We start from the raw sequence: 15247 nt of genomic DNA, 5'->3' as shown, positions 1-15247 counted from the left end.
AATCAAGCGTTATGCTTTTTACATGCTTTCAAACAATGTTTGACGGTTTTTCAATGTGACGATATACGTTCCGTCTTTCGGATACTGGTTTTTGTCCTTTTGATCCGACAAGATTTCCAGCTCGCATGGATAGCCCGCTGCTTCCAGCACTTCCAAAAGCTTATCCTTGCCGAATTTTTTTGTGATGGCGCGCCCGCACGCGCAGTTGCCATATTGATCCAGGCAATGTAGAACCCATTCAGGAATTTTTGTTGCGCTCATGGTACCTCCTAAATCCAATTATTCTCTATCATATTCGCATTTAAGAAAAAAGCAAGAAAAAAATACACAATTCGCCGTGCGGAAGCGATTTCTTTGTGTTTTCGCGTCTTTGCCCTCCATTGTATGCCTTTCCACAAAAAAAAGGCTTCCGTTTTCGAAAGCCTCTTGTTCCGTCCAAATTAGTTGTGCAGAATATCCAAAATTGCCTGGTAGTAGTCGTAGCGTCCGTCGACCCATTGCAGCGCTTCGTGCGCGATCGCGCGCGCCTTATCGCGGTCGATTCCGCGATACACGTTCGCGAACCGGAAATAAATCATGTCTTTGATGTTGTTTTCACGAATGATGTAATGGTAGTTGGCGTCGCCAAGACCAAAATCGCCATGCAAAATCAATAAATCCGCCACATCCATCATCGCTCTTGTTCCCAGCTGCTGATGCAGTTCCTCGAACTGGGAAAGCACCGAGTAAATGAATCCTTCATAGTATTTCACGTCGTTGTACTGCCACGACTTCAAGATGTCATAAGCCACATCCATGAATTTCACGACAAGCGCTTTGACGTCGGCGCCGGTCATTTCGTTGATTTGCGCCAGATCATGCACGTTTTCCTGCTGCGCGATCATGAGCACTTCGCGAACCGTGTCGAACAGCGTGTTGTACACGTTCGTGTTGGCCAGCGCGTCCTCGCCCAGTTCCATCGCGCACGCTTCCTGAATGCGGTCGCCCAATGGAAGCAGGTTCGCCGCGTCCCAGTCAATCGTGTCCGAAACTTTAGCCACGAGCACCGGAATCAAATCCACATCGTATCCATCTTCCTCGAAAGTGAACGATTTGGCTTTCGTCGCTTCCTGCGCCAGATCCTTTGCGATTTGCTCCGGATCGTTGTTGGCGATGAGCAGTTTCTTGTAGTCGTCGTATGTTTTTTCGATTCCCAGCTCGTTCGCCATTTCGATGATCGTATCGAGATTGAACGCGTTGTACGCCGCCGCTTTTTCCTCAGCGCTCGCTTTTGGCTCTTCCGCTGGTTTTTTTGGCTCTTCGACCGGTGCCGTTACGGCTTTGACTTCTTCGATCGTCACTTCATCCAGACTTGGCGCGTCCACGGCCGCCTCTTTGGCTTTTTCCGCTTTCTCGTCCTGCTCTTTCACGACCGTCTTTTTCGCGGCCGTCTTCTTTGCCGGCGCTTTCTTTTCTTCCTTTACAGGCTCTTCCGCCTTTTTCGCGGTGGTTTTCTTCGCCGTCGTCTTTTTCGCGGCCGTCTTCTTCGCCGGCGCTTTCTTTTCTTCCTTTACAGGCTCTTCCGCTTTTTTCGCGGTGGTTTTCTTCGCCGTCGTCTTTTTCGCGGCCGGTTTTTTCTCTACCGTTTTCTCCGCTGTTCCAGCTGGAGCCGCCGCAACTGCTGGTTGGCTTGCCGCTGTGTCAGCGGTGTCGGCTTTGACTGCTGGGATTGTTTTTCCTGCCGCATCATCAGCCGCAGCTGCTGCCACAACCGGCTTCTCAACTGGCGCTTCAGCTGTTTTACGAACTGTCTTTTTCGTTGTTGCTTTATTTTTAGTCGTCGCTGTTGCTTTTTTAACAGTTTTCTTTGCCGGCGACTTCGTCTTTTTTGCTGCCAAGTCATCTGCTGCTGTTTCCTCTTTCTTCACAGCATTTTTATCTGCTGTTTCAGGCTTTTTTGTAGTACGAATTGCTGCTTTTTTTTCTTCAGCCATGTTAAACCTCCTAATAAAGTGCTTATAATTCAAACAAATTATATCATCTTTTTATAAGCAAGTCGAGAACCCCTGTCACGATGATGACCGCAGGAATCCACTCTATTGCCCGGATTTTTTCGAAGCCGTCCGCGGCTTTCCACTTTGGGATTGCGCCCTTTTCAAAAAACGGGAAAACGTGAACCTCTTTCGAATGAGTGGAAGCCTAGGAAACAGTATGATAATATGAAATTATTGCAAAGGAGGATCCATTCCTATGAAACAAACCAATTCAAAGCCTCCCGCTTTCCAAAGAAAAAACCATACAGCCCGCTGGGTGACCCTGGCGATTTGCGTGGTTTTGTTTTCCGGAATCGCCGGGATCGGAGGCGGATACGCGGCGTATCGGCTCGCCGCCCAAAACGACAGGCAGTCGTCGCTCACGATTAACCAGGACGCCAGCAGCCAGCACGGTTCCGGCTCGATCGAGGCGGTCGATGTCAGCAACGTGGTGGATGTGTGCCGTCCAACCGTCGTGGAAATCACGACAGAAACCGCGACCAGCGGCAACAACCCGTTCGCCCAATACGTTGAACAAGGCGCCGGCAGCGGCGTCATCATGTCGGCGGATGGCTACATCATCACGAACAACCACGTCATCGCCAACACGTCCAGCATCAAAGTCAAAACCGTGGAAGGCGCCGAATACGACGCCAAGCTGATCGGCACCGACCCGCAAACCGATTTGGCGGTCATTAAAATCGACGCCGACCAGCTCCCGGCCGCGACGTTTGGCAATTCGAACGACTTGAAAGTCGGGGATATCGCCATCGCCATCGGCAATCCGCTCGGATCGCTGGGTGGCACGGTCACAACCGGAATCATTTCCGCGCTCGACCGGGAAATCACGATCGAAAACGAAACGATGACCCTTCTTCAGACGGATGCGGCCATCAACCCAGGCAACTCGGGCGGCGGCTTGTTTGATGCCGCCGGCAACCTCATCGGCATCGTGAACGCCAAGCAAAGCGCCGCCGGCATCGAGGGTCTTGGCTTCGCCATTCCGATTAGCGACGCCATCGAGATTCTTGACGAGCTCATTCAAAACGGTTCGGTCACGACGCGTCCGGCCCTCAACGTCAGCTTGTACGACCATACGGCGTCGTTTGGCAATTCCGACTATCCGGATGGCGTGTACATCGTGCAAGTCATCGAAGGCGGCGCGGCCGACCAGGCGGGTCTGAAAGTCAACGACCGCATCGTTTCGTTCGACGGGCAAACCGTCCAGTCCGCTTCGGAAGTCAAGCAGCTGCTGCGCCGCCACAAAATCGGTGACGTCGTTCCGATGGAAATCGAGCGCGACGGACGCACGCACGAGGTGAAAATCAAGCTCAGCCAGCAAACCGCGCAATAATTTTATCTTGAAATGTTCTATGATTTTTCGGTCATAGAGCATTTTTTTATGACTTTCTCCGAAAATGTAAGCGATTCATTTACGAATGAAATCGAAACGATTATAATAAGCCATATAAGGAGGAGATATTTGTCATGAAATCAGAAAAAATCATGAAAAGAAAAATCATGCTGGTCGGTACCGGATTTGTCGGCATGTCATTCGCCTACTCGCTGCTGAATGAACGTGGAATTGACGAACTGGTCCTTGTCGACGTCAACGAAGACAAGGCGCGCGGCGAGATGATGGACTTGAACGACGGACTTGTCTACGCGGACTCGAAACTGAAGATCACGGCTGGATCGTACGCGGACGCCAAAGACACCAACATCGTCGTTCTCACGGCTGGAGCTGCTCAAAAGCCGGGACAATCGCGTCTTGAACTCGTACGAATCAACGCGAACATTACGAAAGGGGTTTGTACGGCCCTGAAAGAAAACGGATTCAACGGAATCCTGATCGTCGCCAACAACCCTGTCGACATTATGACGTATGTGGCCTGGAAAACAAGCGGCCTTCCAAAAAATCATGTCATCGGTTCGGGAACCGTGCTGGATACGGCTCGTCTTCGCCACGCGCTGTCGCAATTCCTTGGATTTGCCGACAGCAACATCCACGCCTACATCATGGGCGAGCACGGCGATTCGAGTTTTGTCCCATGGATCCATACGTACATCGGCTGCAAATCGCTGCTCGAGTACTTGGATGAGCACAACATTTCGCTCAAAGAACTACAGGAAATCTATATCGACGTGCGCGACAAGGCGTATAAGATCATCGACCTGAAAAAAGCGACCTACTACGGAATCGGTTTGGCGCTTCGCCGGATCGTGACGGCCGTTTTGAACAACGAGCGCTGCATCCTTCCGGTTTCCAGCTATCAGGAAGGCGAATATGGACGTTCCGGCTATTTCATTGGAACACCTAGCGTCGTCGGATCGAACGGCGTGCAGCAAATCATGTGCCTGCCGCTCAACGAAAATGACCAAATGCGCTTTAACAACTCGTTTGACACGCTGGAAAAAACGATCAAAGACAATCTGGGCGACATCATCGACTTGGACGACTAGTCTCCCATCCACTTTCTATAAAAAAGATATCGCTACAACACCGAAGCCGTCTGCGAGCAGACGGCTTTTTTCATGCCAACGCGGTTGGATTGGCGTATAATGAACCAAAAAGGAGGTCTTTCGATGAACGCCATACTGATTTTTTGCCAGGAGGAAACCCCGGAACAAAAAAAGGAAATGCGCGACTTGCTCGACAGCGCCGGCATCGGCATCGCGCGCGTCTTTGAGCAAAACGTAAAAGCGGTTTCCCGCTCCACCTACATTGGAAAGGGAAAATGCGAGGAAATCGAACGATTCCTCCAAGTCGATCCTTCCGCGAACGTCGTCGTGTTTTCCAGCGACTTAAGCGTCATGCAGGCCCGGGAGCTTGAGCGCCGCTTCGACCGCCGCGTGCTGGACCGCACCGATTTGATTCTTCATATCTTTCTGGAGCAGGCGCAAAGCGCGGCCGCCCGCCTTCAAATCGAATCCGCCCTGCTGCGCCGGCAGCTCAACCGGCTCATCGGCACCAACGTCCATCTCACCCGTCAGCGCGGCGGCGTCACGAACCGGGGCGCGGGCGAAAAGCAGCTTCAGCTCGACAAGCGGCTCATCAAAACCCGAATCGCCCAAATCGAAAAAGAGCTTGCCCGGCTTCAAAAACAGCGCGACACCCAGCGGGCGAGCCGGTTGCGCGCCAGCGTTCCCCTCGTCGCTTTGGCTGGCTACACCAACGCCGGAAAATCCACGGTGATGAACGGATTCCTTCGCCGTTTCCACGCCAAAGACGCCAAGCAGGTGCTTCAGGAAAATCGGTTGTTCGCCACGCTGGACACGTCGGTGCGGCTCATCGAGCAGCCGTATGGCCAGTCTTTTTTGCTCGTGGACACCGTTGGTTTTTTGCACGATCTTCCGCACGAGCTTGTGCGCGCCTTCCATTCCACGCTCGAAGACATTCAGCTAGCCACTTGCGTACTGCACGTCGTCGACGCGTCCAAACCCAACTATCTGGACGACATCGAGGCAACCGAAACCACGCTGGAAGCCATTGACGCCGCGTCCATCGACCGGCTCGTCGTCTTCAACCAGTGCGACAAAACCGAGATCGTGCATCCTGCCGTCCACGCAAGCCAAGTGTATATTAGCGCGCTCGATCCGGGCGACATCGACTTTCTTGCCGGGCAAGTCAACGAGCGGCTGTTTGGCGAATGGGTCGAACGGGAAACGAAGATCCCTTATTCTGACTTTTCGCGATACGACACGTTGCGGCAAACGGCCCGCATTTTAAAAACCGAGGAGCAGGAAGACGGTGTGCTCGTTCGTTATCAAATCCGTCACCGGCTGGAAAAAAACATACAAAAAGGATGAGCCTTTTTACAAAGGTCCATCCCTTTTTATTTCCAGCGCTTTAGGACTAGCGCGCAAATTCCCATCAAACCCAAAATGAAAAGCAGCTTCCAAAAAAACACAGGAAAGAGAATCCATCCGCCAAGCAAAACAGCCGCTCCCGCAACAAGCAGGGAACTTCCGGATATTTCTTCCTTCCGGCTTTCGCCTGGCGGCTCATTTTGCTTCGTGTCCTGGCGCGCCCGCGTTTTCATCCAGCCGTAAAAGCCAAACGCTTCGCGCTCCCGCTCTTTGTCGTTCATCGGCCTGCCGGCTTGAGCAGCGGCAAATACTTTTCAAGCTCTTCGAGCAGCACGACATGGTTGAACAGCGTGATGCATGGCTTTTTTTGATCGTAATGAATGAAATCTCCATGATAATGTCCGCAAAACCAAACATCGTACGTCAGCTTCTGATTGATCGTTTCCAGCAAGTCGTGAATATCGACATAGTCTTGCCCGTAAGGACTCAACGTCACTTCGTACTTATCCGAAAACGGATGCGACGCGTACACGTCGTGGGAGAGGACATAATCCACCTTCCAGCCGCGGCGCTCCAAATTGCGCAGCGCGTTATTTGCTTCCGCCTTGGTCGGGATCTCGTCCTTCCACCAGTTTACGTGTTCGGTTCGATAATGCAAATCGTGTGAGTACGCCCCGCCAAACGTGAAAAAAGAATGCCCGTCGATCTCGTACACTTCCCCGCGCATCAAATGATAAATATTCGAGCGGATCTGCCGCGCCTTTCCGCCTTTGTAGTCCACGACCGGATACGTTTTGAGCACGTCGAAATTCTCGTAGTTGCCATCGACAAACAACGTATTCCAAGGAAGCGACTCCAGCCAGTTCAGCCAAAACCGGTCGCCGCTTCCGCCATCCCAAATACAGCCAAAATCGCCGCAGATGATGACATAATCATCCGGGGTCAAATGGTTTCCCGCTTCAAACTCCCTTGGGTTGATTTTATGGATATCCTGCTCGCGATGGATATCCCCGGTAATATAGATCATAAAACATCTCCTTAACGGTATGGTATTTATAATACTATCACCATCCATTGAAAATGAAAAGACCGGTTTCCCGGTCTTTTGTCTCCTTTTACGCGGCTTCCGCTTTCGAGAACGCCAAATAGGCGGCTCCAAGCAGCCCGCTATCCTCGTTCAATGTCGAATTGCGGACGTTCACATACGGCTTCACAACGTCGAACACCTGCTCCTTGACAAGCTCTTCGACCTCTTCGGTAAATCCGTCGATCTTCAGCGCGACACTGCCGCCCAAAATCACGATTTCCGGATCCGTGATCGCGATCAGCGTGGCGATAAAGTTGGCGAGGTATTGTTTGGCGTCGTCCATGATCGCCTTCGCCGTCTCGTTGCCGGCAACCGCCAAATCGTTGACTTCGCCCGCGTGCTTGACATCCAGTCCTACATTGCGCGCCCGGGTCGTGATCGCCGTTCCCGACGAGATGGCCTCGATGCCGCCCGGATACAAGTTGCCGTGCTGCGGCCCGTTGTTCCACATGCACGCGTTCGCCACTTCGTGACCAAAACCATGTGCGCCAATATAAATTTCCTTGTCAATGATCTGTCCCGATCCCAAGCCTGTCGAAACCGTCAAAAACTGCACGAACCGGTAGTCCTTCCCTTCGCCGACAACCGCTTCGGCCAAAGCAGCCAAATTGGCGTCGTTTTCCAAATACGAAGGAATGCCTGTCAACTCGGCGATTCGCTTCGCCACCGGAAAATGATGCCACTTTCCATTCAGGTTTGGCGTTTCCATCACCATTCCGTTCATGAGATCCAGCGGTCCCGGACACGACACACCGATGCCCGTAACTTCTTTGCCATCCGCTTCGAATCCTTTGACAACCGCAGCCAGCTGTCCCAATGTTTCATCCGGTTCTTCGATGTTCGTTGGAAACTGGACCCGCTCGATCACGTTCATATTCTCGTCAACGAGCGCCACTCTCGAATTGGTTCCGCCAATATCTACTCCCACAGCATATTTCATCATTACAATCTCCTTTTTTGTATAAATCTTCCACGTTTATTATACCCGATATTTTGTGAAAGCGTTTCATATTTTTCATAAAATCGACCATTGGCTTAAAACCACGCACAGCGCCCAGTTCACCAGCCCGGCCCCCAGCAAAATCAAAACCGGATTCCATTTCGTCTTTAAAAAGCAAAACAAGCTGGCGCCAAACAGCGCGATCCACAAAACCGGTTTTCCAAACGCCTGCATCGACGGGGCGATCATCGTCAAACCCGCCACCGCGATCAAGCCGACAACCGCCGGGCGCAACCACCGCAAAATGGCGTCCAGCCAATCCAGCTGGGCGTACCGCTGATATAAAACCGCCAAGGCGCCGACAATCAGACACGACGGGAAAATGCATCCGAGCGTCGCGACGATGCCGCCTAAAAAACCGCCCACCTTCAAACCGACGAACGTCGCGGCGTTGATCGCGATCGGCCCGGGCGTCATTTGCGAAATCGTCACCAGACTTGAAAACTCCTGCGTCGTGATCCAGTGCAGCTCGTTGACGATCAACGACTGGATGAGCGGCAGACACGCGTAGCCGCCGCCAAAGCTCATAATTCCAATCTTAAAAAAAGTCCAAAACAAAATCAGCATTGTTTTCTCCTTTCAAGCAGGCCGCATAAGATCCACAACAGCAAAACGAGTGGAATCGACACGTTTAAAAAACCAGTCAAAGCGATGGTGATTCCCGCCACGATGTAGGGAAACGGCTTTTTCTGAAACCCTTTCTGCATGTCGTACACCACGCTGACAATCAACGCGCACACCGCGATTTCCATCCCTTTCATCGCGTACTCGAACGAAGCGGGCAAATGGATGAGCTGGCTTCCGTACCAGATGGCGACCATGATGAGAAAGGGCGGCAAAATCGTCGCGAGAACCGCACAAATCATCCCGCCGATGCCAGCCATCTTGTATCCGATGGCGATCGCCCCGTTGACCGCGATCGGTCCTGGCGCGCTTTGCGCGATCGCGATGAGATCAAGCATCTCGTCTTTGCTGATCCACTTCTTTTTTTCCACGAATTCCTTTTGCATCAAAGACACGATGACGTATCCGCCGCCAAACGTGAACGCGCTTAAATAAAACATGACCCAAAACAACTGTCCGTATTTCCTGATTTTTTCCATGAACGACTCCTTTACAGATTCATTATAAAAAGAATGCCTCAAATCGCAAGCGCGCCTCTTTTCGGAACGAAAAAAAAAGACATCGGCTCGATTGCGAGCGATGTCTTGCGTTTCGATCGTTTATTCCACGCCAATGATGAAGGAGTACACCGGCTGCTGTCCGTTCGTGATTTCCACTTCGGCGTCGCTGTGCTCCTCGATGTAGTCCGCCAGCTCCTGCGCTTGCTCACCCGTCGCGTCCTCGCCATAAATCAGTGTGACGAGCTCGCTGTCCTTGTCGAGCATTTTATCCAGCAGTTCCTTGGTCGCTTCCATGCAGTCGTCCTGGCATGCGACAATCGCCTTGCCGAACATTCCCATGTACTGGCCTTTTTTGATTTCCATGCCTTCGTACGTCGTGTCGCGTACCGCGTATGTCACTTCGCCGGACTTGACGTTGGCCAGGGCGTCGTTCATCTCGTCGAGATTGGCGGTCACGTCCACATCCGGGTTGAACATGATGCACGCGGACAGTCCTTGCGGAATCGTCTTGCTTGGAATGACGTGCACGTCCACGTCCTCGCATACGGTTTGCGCCTGCTGCGCGGCGAGAATGATGTTCGAGTTGTTTGGCAAAATAAAGATATGGTCGCAATTCAGCTGATTGATCGCGGACACGAAATCTTCCGTGCTCGGGTTCATCGTCTGTCCGCCACCGACCACGATGTCGGCGCGCAGCTCTTTGAACATGTCTTTGATGCCATCGCCCGCCGCGACGGTAATGATGCCGTATTTTTTATGCGGAGCGCGTTTTGCCTCGTGTTTTTCTTCCTCTTCTTTCTCAAGGATATTGTCATGCTGATCCTGCATGTTTTCCACTTTCAGCTTCATGAAACGTCCCTGACGGCGTCCCATTTTAATGGCCGTTTGCGGTTCGAGGGTGTGGACATGCACTTTGACCAGATCCTCGTCCTGCACGCAGACAATCGAGTTTCCAATCGTCGACAGTTCCTCCTTGAACGAGTTTTCCGAGAAATGGCGCATGCCGTTCTCGTTCAAATGCAAAATGAATTCCGTGCAGAAACCATATTCTTCCTCGCCGCCCTGCACTTTCGTCTGGGCGCCTTGCTGGGCGTTTTGGTCCCCGCCTTCTTTTTCAATGACTTTCCCTTTCATCGCGGAAAGGAAGCCTTCCAAAATGACGAGCAGTCCCTTGCCACCCGAATCGACAACGCCGACTTCCGCCAAAACAGGCAGCAGCTGCGGCGTGGTATCCAGGGATTCCTTCGCCTCCTTGACCATGCGTTCCATCACTTTGACGCAATCCGTCACCTCGTCGGTCATCGTGTAGGCGTATGTGTAGTCCGCCGCCTCGCGGATGACCGTCAAAATCGTTCCTTCGACCGGTCGCATAACGGCGCGGTACGCCACCCGGCTTCCATTGACGAGCGCGTGCGCGAGCTGCGCGGCGTCGATCCGGTCAAGATCTTTGACCGCCTGGTAAAAGCCGCGGAAGATTTGCGAGGTGATGACTCCCGAGTTTCCGCGGGCCCCCATCAGCAAACCTCTGGAAAGCGTCTTGGCGATGTTTCCTACCGAGTCCGAAGGATCCTCCAGAGCCGCCTGCACGCCATTGGACACCGTCAAGTACATATTCGTTCCCGTGTCGCCATCCGGCACCGGGAACACGTTCAACGCGTCGATCTGCGCGCAGTGGTTTCCGAGATTGTTCATTCCCGAAAGAAGCATTTCTTTAAATAATTGTCCATCAATCCATTCCATTGAATTCACCTACTTCGACAATCTAACCCCTTGAACGCACACGTTGATCGCCTGGCATTTCACTTCCAACGTTTTCTCAAGGACATATTTGACACGTTTTTGCGCTTCGTAGATCACTTCTCCCAGTTTGATGCCTTGCAGCGCAATGATATAAAGATCGAGAACCAGTCCTTCATCGTTTTGACGAACGACGATTCCTCTCGAATAGTTTTCCAACTTCAACAACTCGGCCAATCCGTCTTTCAGCAGCTTTTGCGACGCCATGCCGACGACGCCGTAGCACTCGGTAATCGTTCCGCCGGCCAGCGAAGCGATCGCCTCCAATGAAATCTGGATGTTTCCGTATTCGGTTGATTTATAAATAGGCATAAAGAACCTCCTGTTTCATACCTTTCATTATACTATACACAGTTTATGTTGACAAACATTACTCTGTCGCAACGAATCCCGCTTCCTCGTCCCAGTAATAATACGCGCCCGTCGACGGATCCTGGTACAAATTTTGGCTGGCTGAATACAACATGCCGCTATCCGGCATCAGCACCCAGTCTTCCGTTTCCTCCTCGACACCCGCTTCTTCAGGCGGCTGCGCGTTGTCCTCGGATGGCTGTTCCCCGTTTTCTTCGGAGTGTTGTTGTTCCCCGGACTCGGATTGGGCTTTTTTCTCCGCTTCCTCCTGGGCTTTTTTCTCGGCCTCGGCTCGCTTGCGCTCCTCTTCCTCTTGTTTTTTGCGCTCCGCCTCCTCTTTTCGTTTGGCTTCGCGCTCTTCCAGCGACATATTCAAATACGCGCAGTCGAGCTTGTTGATCGTCGAGTTTTGCGCGTCGAGCACCAAACATACCGACTGCCCGCGCAGCTGGGACAACATATCCTCATAGCGCGACATCATCATCAAGTCCGCTACCGACGTATACACCACGTTGCCGTCCTGCATCGTCATCTTGATCATGTTCGCGTCGTAGCTGGAAGCGTACGGAACCATTTCCGCGATTTTTTCCACGACGCCGCGCGTCAAAAGCTTCGGATATTTGGCGAACTCCTTCCAGATGTTTTCGAGCTGCTGATCGGTAAAGTCGCTCATCAGCGGAAAATGGATGATGTTTTTCAAATACTTCTGATCCAGCTCGATTGTTTCCCCTTCGTTGGTGAGGACGTAGTTCTTTCCGTTTTTGACAAAATAGCCAATGACCGTTTTCTCCTTGACGTCCAGCAAAATACGGTCTTTGTTTTTGGTGACCTTCGCGCTTTCGATAAGCGGATCCGCCCGCAAATTGCGCTCCACCAAAAAGGAAGGCGTCAGCAGCGAGCGGGACGCGCTGTTGACTTTGGCGATATCGAAAATCTGGGAATCGCTGTAGTAGTAGTTTCCTGTGCATGCCATCACTTTCATCCGGGCGTCGAATGAATAGTAGTAAATGAGAAACGTCGCCAGCGCCATCACGATCGCGCTTAAGACGTACGTCAGTTTAAGGGACAGCTTAAACTTTCTTTTTCTTCTCATCCCAGTTCAAGTACTCCACTTCCGTGATCAAGTCGATCGCGTATTTTTCTTTGGCGCTTTTTTGGATTCGCGAAATCAGAGCATGCACATCTTCCGCTTTCGCGCCGCCTTCGTTGACGATAAAATTGCTATGTTTTTCAGAAATCCGGGCCCCGCCGATTTGCAGTCCCCGCAGCCCGAGATCGTCAATGATCTTCCAGGCCGGCCGCTCATCCGGATTGCGGAAGACGCTGCCCGCGCACGGCTTGTCCAGCGGCTGGCTGCTGACGCGCCGCTCATGGCGCGAGCGCATAAGCTGGCGGATTTGCTCCTGGTCCGCTTTTTCCAGCTTGAGCCGCGCCGCCACGATCGTCAAATCGCGGTGGTTTTGAAACAGCGAATGACGATAACGGTAATCCAGAGACGATTTTGGCAGCCAGATCAGATTTTCGTCCTGAATGACGCAAACCGATTCCACGATGCCGGCAAGATCCGACTGGTAGGCGCCCGCGTTCATAAAGAGACCGCCGCCAAGCGAGCCGGGAATGCCGGAGGCGAACTCCAATCCCGTAAACGAGCGCTTCAGGGCTTCGATTGCCAAATTGATAATGGAGCACCCCGCTTGCGCGACGAGCGTCCCGTCCGGCTCAAAATAGTAGTTGTTGAGCGTTTTATCCAAATTGATGATGGCGCCATGAAAATCGTCGTCGTGAAACAGCAGGTTCGACCCTCTTCCCAGCACGTAATACGGCACGTTTTCGGCTTTGAGCATTTTCAAAATTTGCACCAGCGCGATCTCGGTGTGCGGATAAATGTAATAGTCGACTTTTCCGCCGATCCGATACGTCGTATGGCGGCTCATCGGCTCGTGCACGAGCACTTCTCCATAGCATTGCAGCCGCTCCAGCAAACTCATGGTCGTTTCCTCCGTTCCATTAACGCGTCAGTCAACTCGACTAGATCGTACGCCGCGTTTCCTTTTCCGAGCGCCAGCGCATTGCGGCGCACCGATTCCATCGTTTCCGGCTGCTCGAACAAGCTTGCGATGGCTTGCGACAGCGTCCGGGCGTTTAAGTCTTTTTCCTCGATCATGAAAGCCGCCTGGCAGTCCACCAGCATCCGGGCGTTGTAGTATTGGTGGTTGTTGGCCACATACGGACTTGGAATGAGAATGGCCGGAATGCCTAAGGCGGTCAGTTCGGCAATCGTTGTCGCGCCGGCACGGCAAATCAAGCCGTCGATCCGGCCATAAATCTTCAGCGTGTCCACATACGGAACGACGTGGATGTTTTTTTGTCCTTTGAACAAATCCAGATCCTGGCTGTTGTCCTTGCCGCAAACGTACAGGATTTGCAGGCGAGGATCGAGATCGGCGAGCGCGTCTTTCATCAATTCGTTGACGGAAGAGGAGCCTAGCGAGCCCATCATGACCAAAATCGTCTTTTTGCCGTCTTTCAATCCCAGCGAGTGGAAATACCCCTCATCCACGACGGCTTCCGCGGCGATCGTCGCCCGCGGGTTTCCCAGCTTGCGGATTTTTTCCTTGGGAAACACTTCGTCGCACTTGTCATAGCAAGTGACGATGGCGTCCGCCTTGTTCATGACGAGCTTGTTCGATTTTCCGACAATCGAGTTTTGCTCGTGAATGACGGTCGGGATTTTCATCGCCTGGGCCGCCATCATGACTGGCGCGCTGACATAGCCGCCAAATCCTATCACAAGATCCGCGCCAAACCGCTTCAGTTCGGCTTTCGCCTTGCCGACGCACGCCAGCGTCTGCATCACGGCTTTTAGCCGGTCCGCAGCCGATCCCGCCAATCCGGACGTGTGAAGCGCAAAAAAAGGATATCCATTGGCTGGAATGAGATCGGCTTCCATGCGATCGTCGTTTCCAATAAAAAGGATCTCCGTGTCCGGATGCATTTGTTTCACTTTCGAGGCGAACGCGAGAGCCGGATAAATGTGCCCTCCGGTGCCTCCGGTTACGATACATATTTTTTTCATAAATTGTTCCTGTTCTCCGTTATTCCACCACGACTGGCTCGCTCGTCGGTTCCATCACGCCGACAAGGACAAGACGGTTGATCGAGTCGAACCCGTAATCGAGATCGCATGTGGAAAGCGTGACAAGCGTCTTGCCCTCCGTTTCCACATCGCGGGTGTACAGCGCCTCCGCTTTGATTTTGGCGACGTGTTCCGCGATCGCGTTTCGATCGTCGTATTTTAAATAAAACGAGCTGCCCTCCTCGGTTTTCGCGAACGCCACAATCGGGCACCGGTAATTGCCTTGCGGCGTCAAAATGTAAAAGTCGCGATGGGTGTCAAAAAACGCCTGGTCCTCAAAACGGTCCAGCGAAGTGAACATCCCGCCACCATCGACCGAGTGGCCGTAAATCAAGTTGTTTTCCTGTGAAAAATCAGACGCGGTTTCGGCGTCTAAAAAAATCGCCCCGCGAATGTTGTTTTCCTTCATCGCGGTGTGGTCGAGGTAAAACTCGTTGTCCGCTCCCTGCACGATTGGAAAGGATACGTGATCGCAGCCGGGCACATACACCCAGCCTATGATGTCCGGATTTTTTTGGCGCAAAGCCTCCCAATCCGGCGCGAAGCCTTCCTCTTGTTCCTGCACGATGCCGGCGAGCTCCTCCTGCTCCCGGCTCACCTGCTGCGAGCCTTGATAAATTGTATACAGTTGATAGGCGCTGTACGCAAACACGCTCAAGGCGGCGACCAGCGCGATTCGATAGATCCATTTTTTCATACAAAATCATTGTAGCACACCATCCCCGAAAAGAAACAGCCCAAATGGCGTTGTCTTTCCCTACAGCAAAAAACCGCATCTCTGCGGTTTTCAACTCAACTAGATGGAGCAGATGACGGGAATTGAACCCGCGTATCAGCCTTGGCAAGGCTGTGTTCTACCATTGAACTACATCTGCAGAATGGCGGTCCAGATGGGACTCGAACCCACGATCTCCTCCGTGACAGGGAGGC

General features: G+C 52.5%; 16 protein-coding genes and 1 tRNA gene. 3 read left to right on the top strand and 14 right to left on the bottom strand.

Features of this window, described 5'->3' with window-relative positions; all coding sequences use genetic code 11:
• Nucleotides 1–18: 18 nt before the first annotated feature.
• Entirely contained in the window at nucleotides 19–261 is a 243-nt protein-coding gene (locus tag E5336_RS08490) for a hypothetical protein (protein ID WP_135980690.1), read from the bottom strand.
• 179 nt (nucleotides 262–440) lie between these two features.
• Nucleotides 441–1973: a neurofilament protein gene (locus tag E5336_RS12435; protein WP_168353616.1), complete on the bottom strand. Its 1533-nt coding sequence runs from the start codon at nucleotides 1971–1973 to the stop codon at nucleotides 441–443.
• Between the two features lie 256 nt (nucleotides 1974–2229).
• Here E5336_RS12435 and E5336_RS08475 point away from each other — a divergent pair, with 256 nt between their 5' ends.
• The 3 genes from E5336_RS08475 (at nucleotide 2230) to hflX (ending at nucleotide 5822) form a co-directional block, all read left to right on the top strand.
• Nucleotides 2230–3366 (top strand): S1C family serine protease, encoded by a 1137-nt coding sequence (locus E5336_RS08475; protein ID WP_135980688.1) that lies wholly within the window; start codon nucleotides 2230–2232, stop codon nucleotides 3364–3366.
• Between the two features lie 134 nt (nucleotides 3367–3500).
• Nucleotides 3501–4475: an L-lactate dehydrogenase gene (locus tag E5336_RS08470; RefSeq protein ID WP_135980687.1), complete on the top strand. Its 975-nt coding sequence runs from the start codon at nucleotides 3501–3503 to the stop codon at nucleotides 4473–4475.
• A gap of 123 nt (nucleotides 4476–4598) precedes the next feature.
• Nucleotides 4599–5822, top strand: coding sequence for a GTPase HflX (gene hflX / locus E5336_RS08465; protein ID WP_168353615.1), 1224 nt, complete (start codon nucleotides 4599–4601; stop codon nucleotides 5820–5822).
• Nucleotides 5823–5848: 26 nt separating this feature from the next.
• Here the strand turns inward: hflX and E5336_RS08460 are convergent, their stop codons facing one another.
• From E5336_RS08460 to E5336_RS08405, 12 genes are all read right to left on the bottom strand, one after another.
• Nucleotides 5849–6103, bottom strand: coding sequence for a hypothetical protein (locus tag E5336_RS08460; protein ID WP_135980685.1), 255 nt, complete (start codon nucleotides 6101–6103; stop codon nucleotides 5849–5851).
• On the bottom strand, nucleotides 6100–6849 hold the full coding sequence (locus tag E5336_RS08455; protein WP_135980684.1) for a metallophosphoesterase family protein: 750 nt from the start codon (nucleotides 6847–6849) through the stop codon (nucleotides 6100–6102). Before E5336_RS08455 ends, E5336_RS08460 begins: the two co-directional genes overlap by 4 nt.
• An 88-nt stretch (nucleotides 6850–6937) precedes the next feature.
• Nucleotides 6938–7852, bottom strand: a complete 915-nt coding sequence (locus tag E5336_RS08450; protein ID WP_277820828.1) for an ROK family protein — start codon at nucleotides 7850–7852, stop codon at nucleotides 6938–6940.
• A gap of 72 nt (nucleotides 7853–7924) precedes the next feature.
• On the bottom strand, nucleotides 7925–8476 hold the full coding sequence (locus E5336_RS08445) for a chromate transporter (protein ID WP_135980683.1): 552 nt from the start codon (nucleotides 8474–8476) through the stop codon (nucleotides 7925–7927).
• Complete coding sequence (locus tag E5336_RS08440) at nucleotides 8470–9012, bottom strand: chromate transporter (RefSeq protein ID WP_135980682.1); 543 nt, start codon at nucleotides 9010–9012, stop codon at nucleotides 8470–8472. The genes E5336_RS08445 and E5336_RS08440 overlap by 7 nt, the downstream gene beginning before the upstream one ends.
• Before the next feature lie 120 nt (nucleotides 9013–9132).
• A complete protein-coding gene (locus tag E5336_RS08435) occupies nucleotides 9133–10773 on the bottom strand; it encodes a DAK2 domain-containing protein (protein WP_135980681.1) in 1641 nt (546 codons plus the stop codon).
• Between the two features lie 9 nt (nucleotides 10774–10782).
• A complete protein-coding gene (locus E5336_RS08430) occupies nucleotides 10783–11142 on the bottom strand; it encodes an Asp23/Gls24 family envelope stress response protein (RefSeq protein ID WP_135980680.1) in 360 nt (119 codons plus the stop codon).
• 58 nt (nucleotides 11143–11200) lie between these two features.
• Nucleotides 11201–12274, bottom strand: a complete 1074-nt coding sequence (locus E5336_RS08425) for an OCRE domain-containing protein (RefSeq protein WP_135980679.1) — start codon at nucleotides 12272–12274, stop codon at nucleotides 11201–11203.
• Entirely contained in the window at nucleotides 12252–13169 is a 918-nt protein-coding gene (murB, locus tag E5336_RS08420) for a UDP-N-acetylmuramate dehydrogenase (protein ID WP_135980678.1), read from the bottom strand. Before murB ends, E5336_RS08425 begins: the two co-directional genes overlap by 23 nt.
• Complete coding sequence (gene murG / locus E5336_RS08415) at nucleotides 13166–14257, bottom strand: undecaprenyldiphospho-muramoylpentapeptide beta-N-acetylglucosaminyltransferase (protein WP_135980677.1); 1092 nt, start codon at nucleotides 14255–14257, stop codon at nucleotides 13166–13168. Before murG ends, murB begins: the two co-directional genes overlap by 4 nt.
• Nucleotides 14258–14276: 19 nt before the next feature.
• Nucleotides 14277–15014, bottom strand: a complete 738-nt coding sequence (locus tag E5336_RS08410; protein ID WP_135980676.1) for a class B sortase — start codon at nucleotides 15012–15014, stop codon at nucleotides 14277–14279.
• 104 nt (nucleotides 15015–15118) lie between these two features.
• Nucleotides 15119–15192, bottom strand: a tRNA-Gly gene (locus E5336_RS08405).
• Nucleotides 15193–15247: the final 55 nt, after the last annotated feature.

The sequence above is a fragment of the Dubosiella muris genome (genome assembly GCF_004793885.1).
GTDB lineage: Bacteria > Bacillota_I > Bacilli_A > Erysipelotrichales > Erysipelotrichaceae > Dubosiella > Dubosiella muris.
The sequence above is the reverse complement of the archived record's forward strand: the minus strand, read 5'-3'. Positions and strand labels throughout refer to the sequence as shown.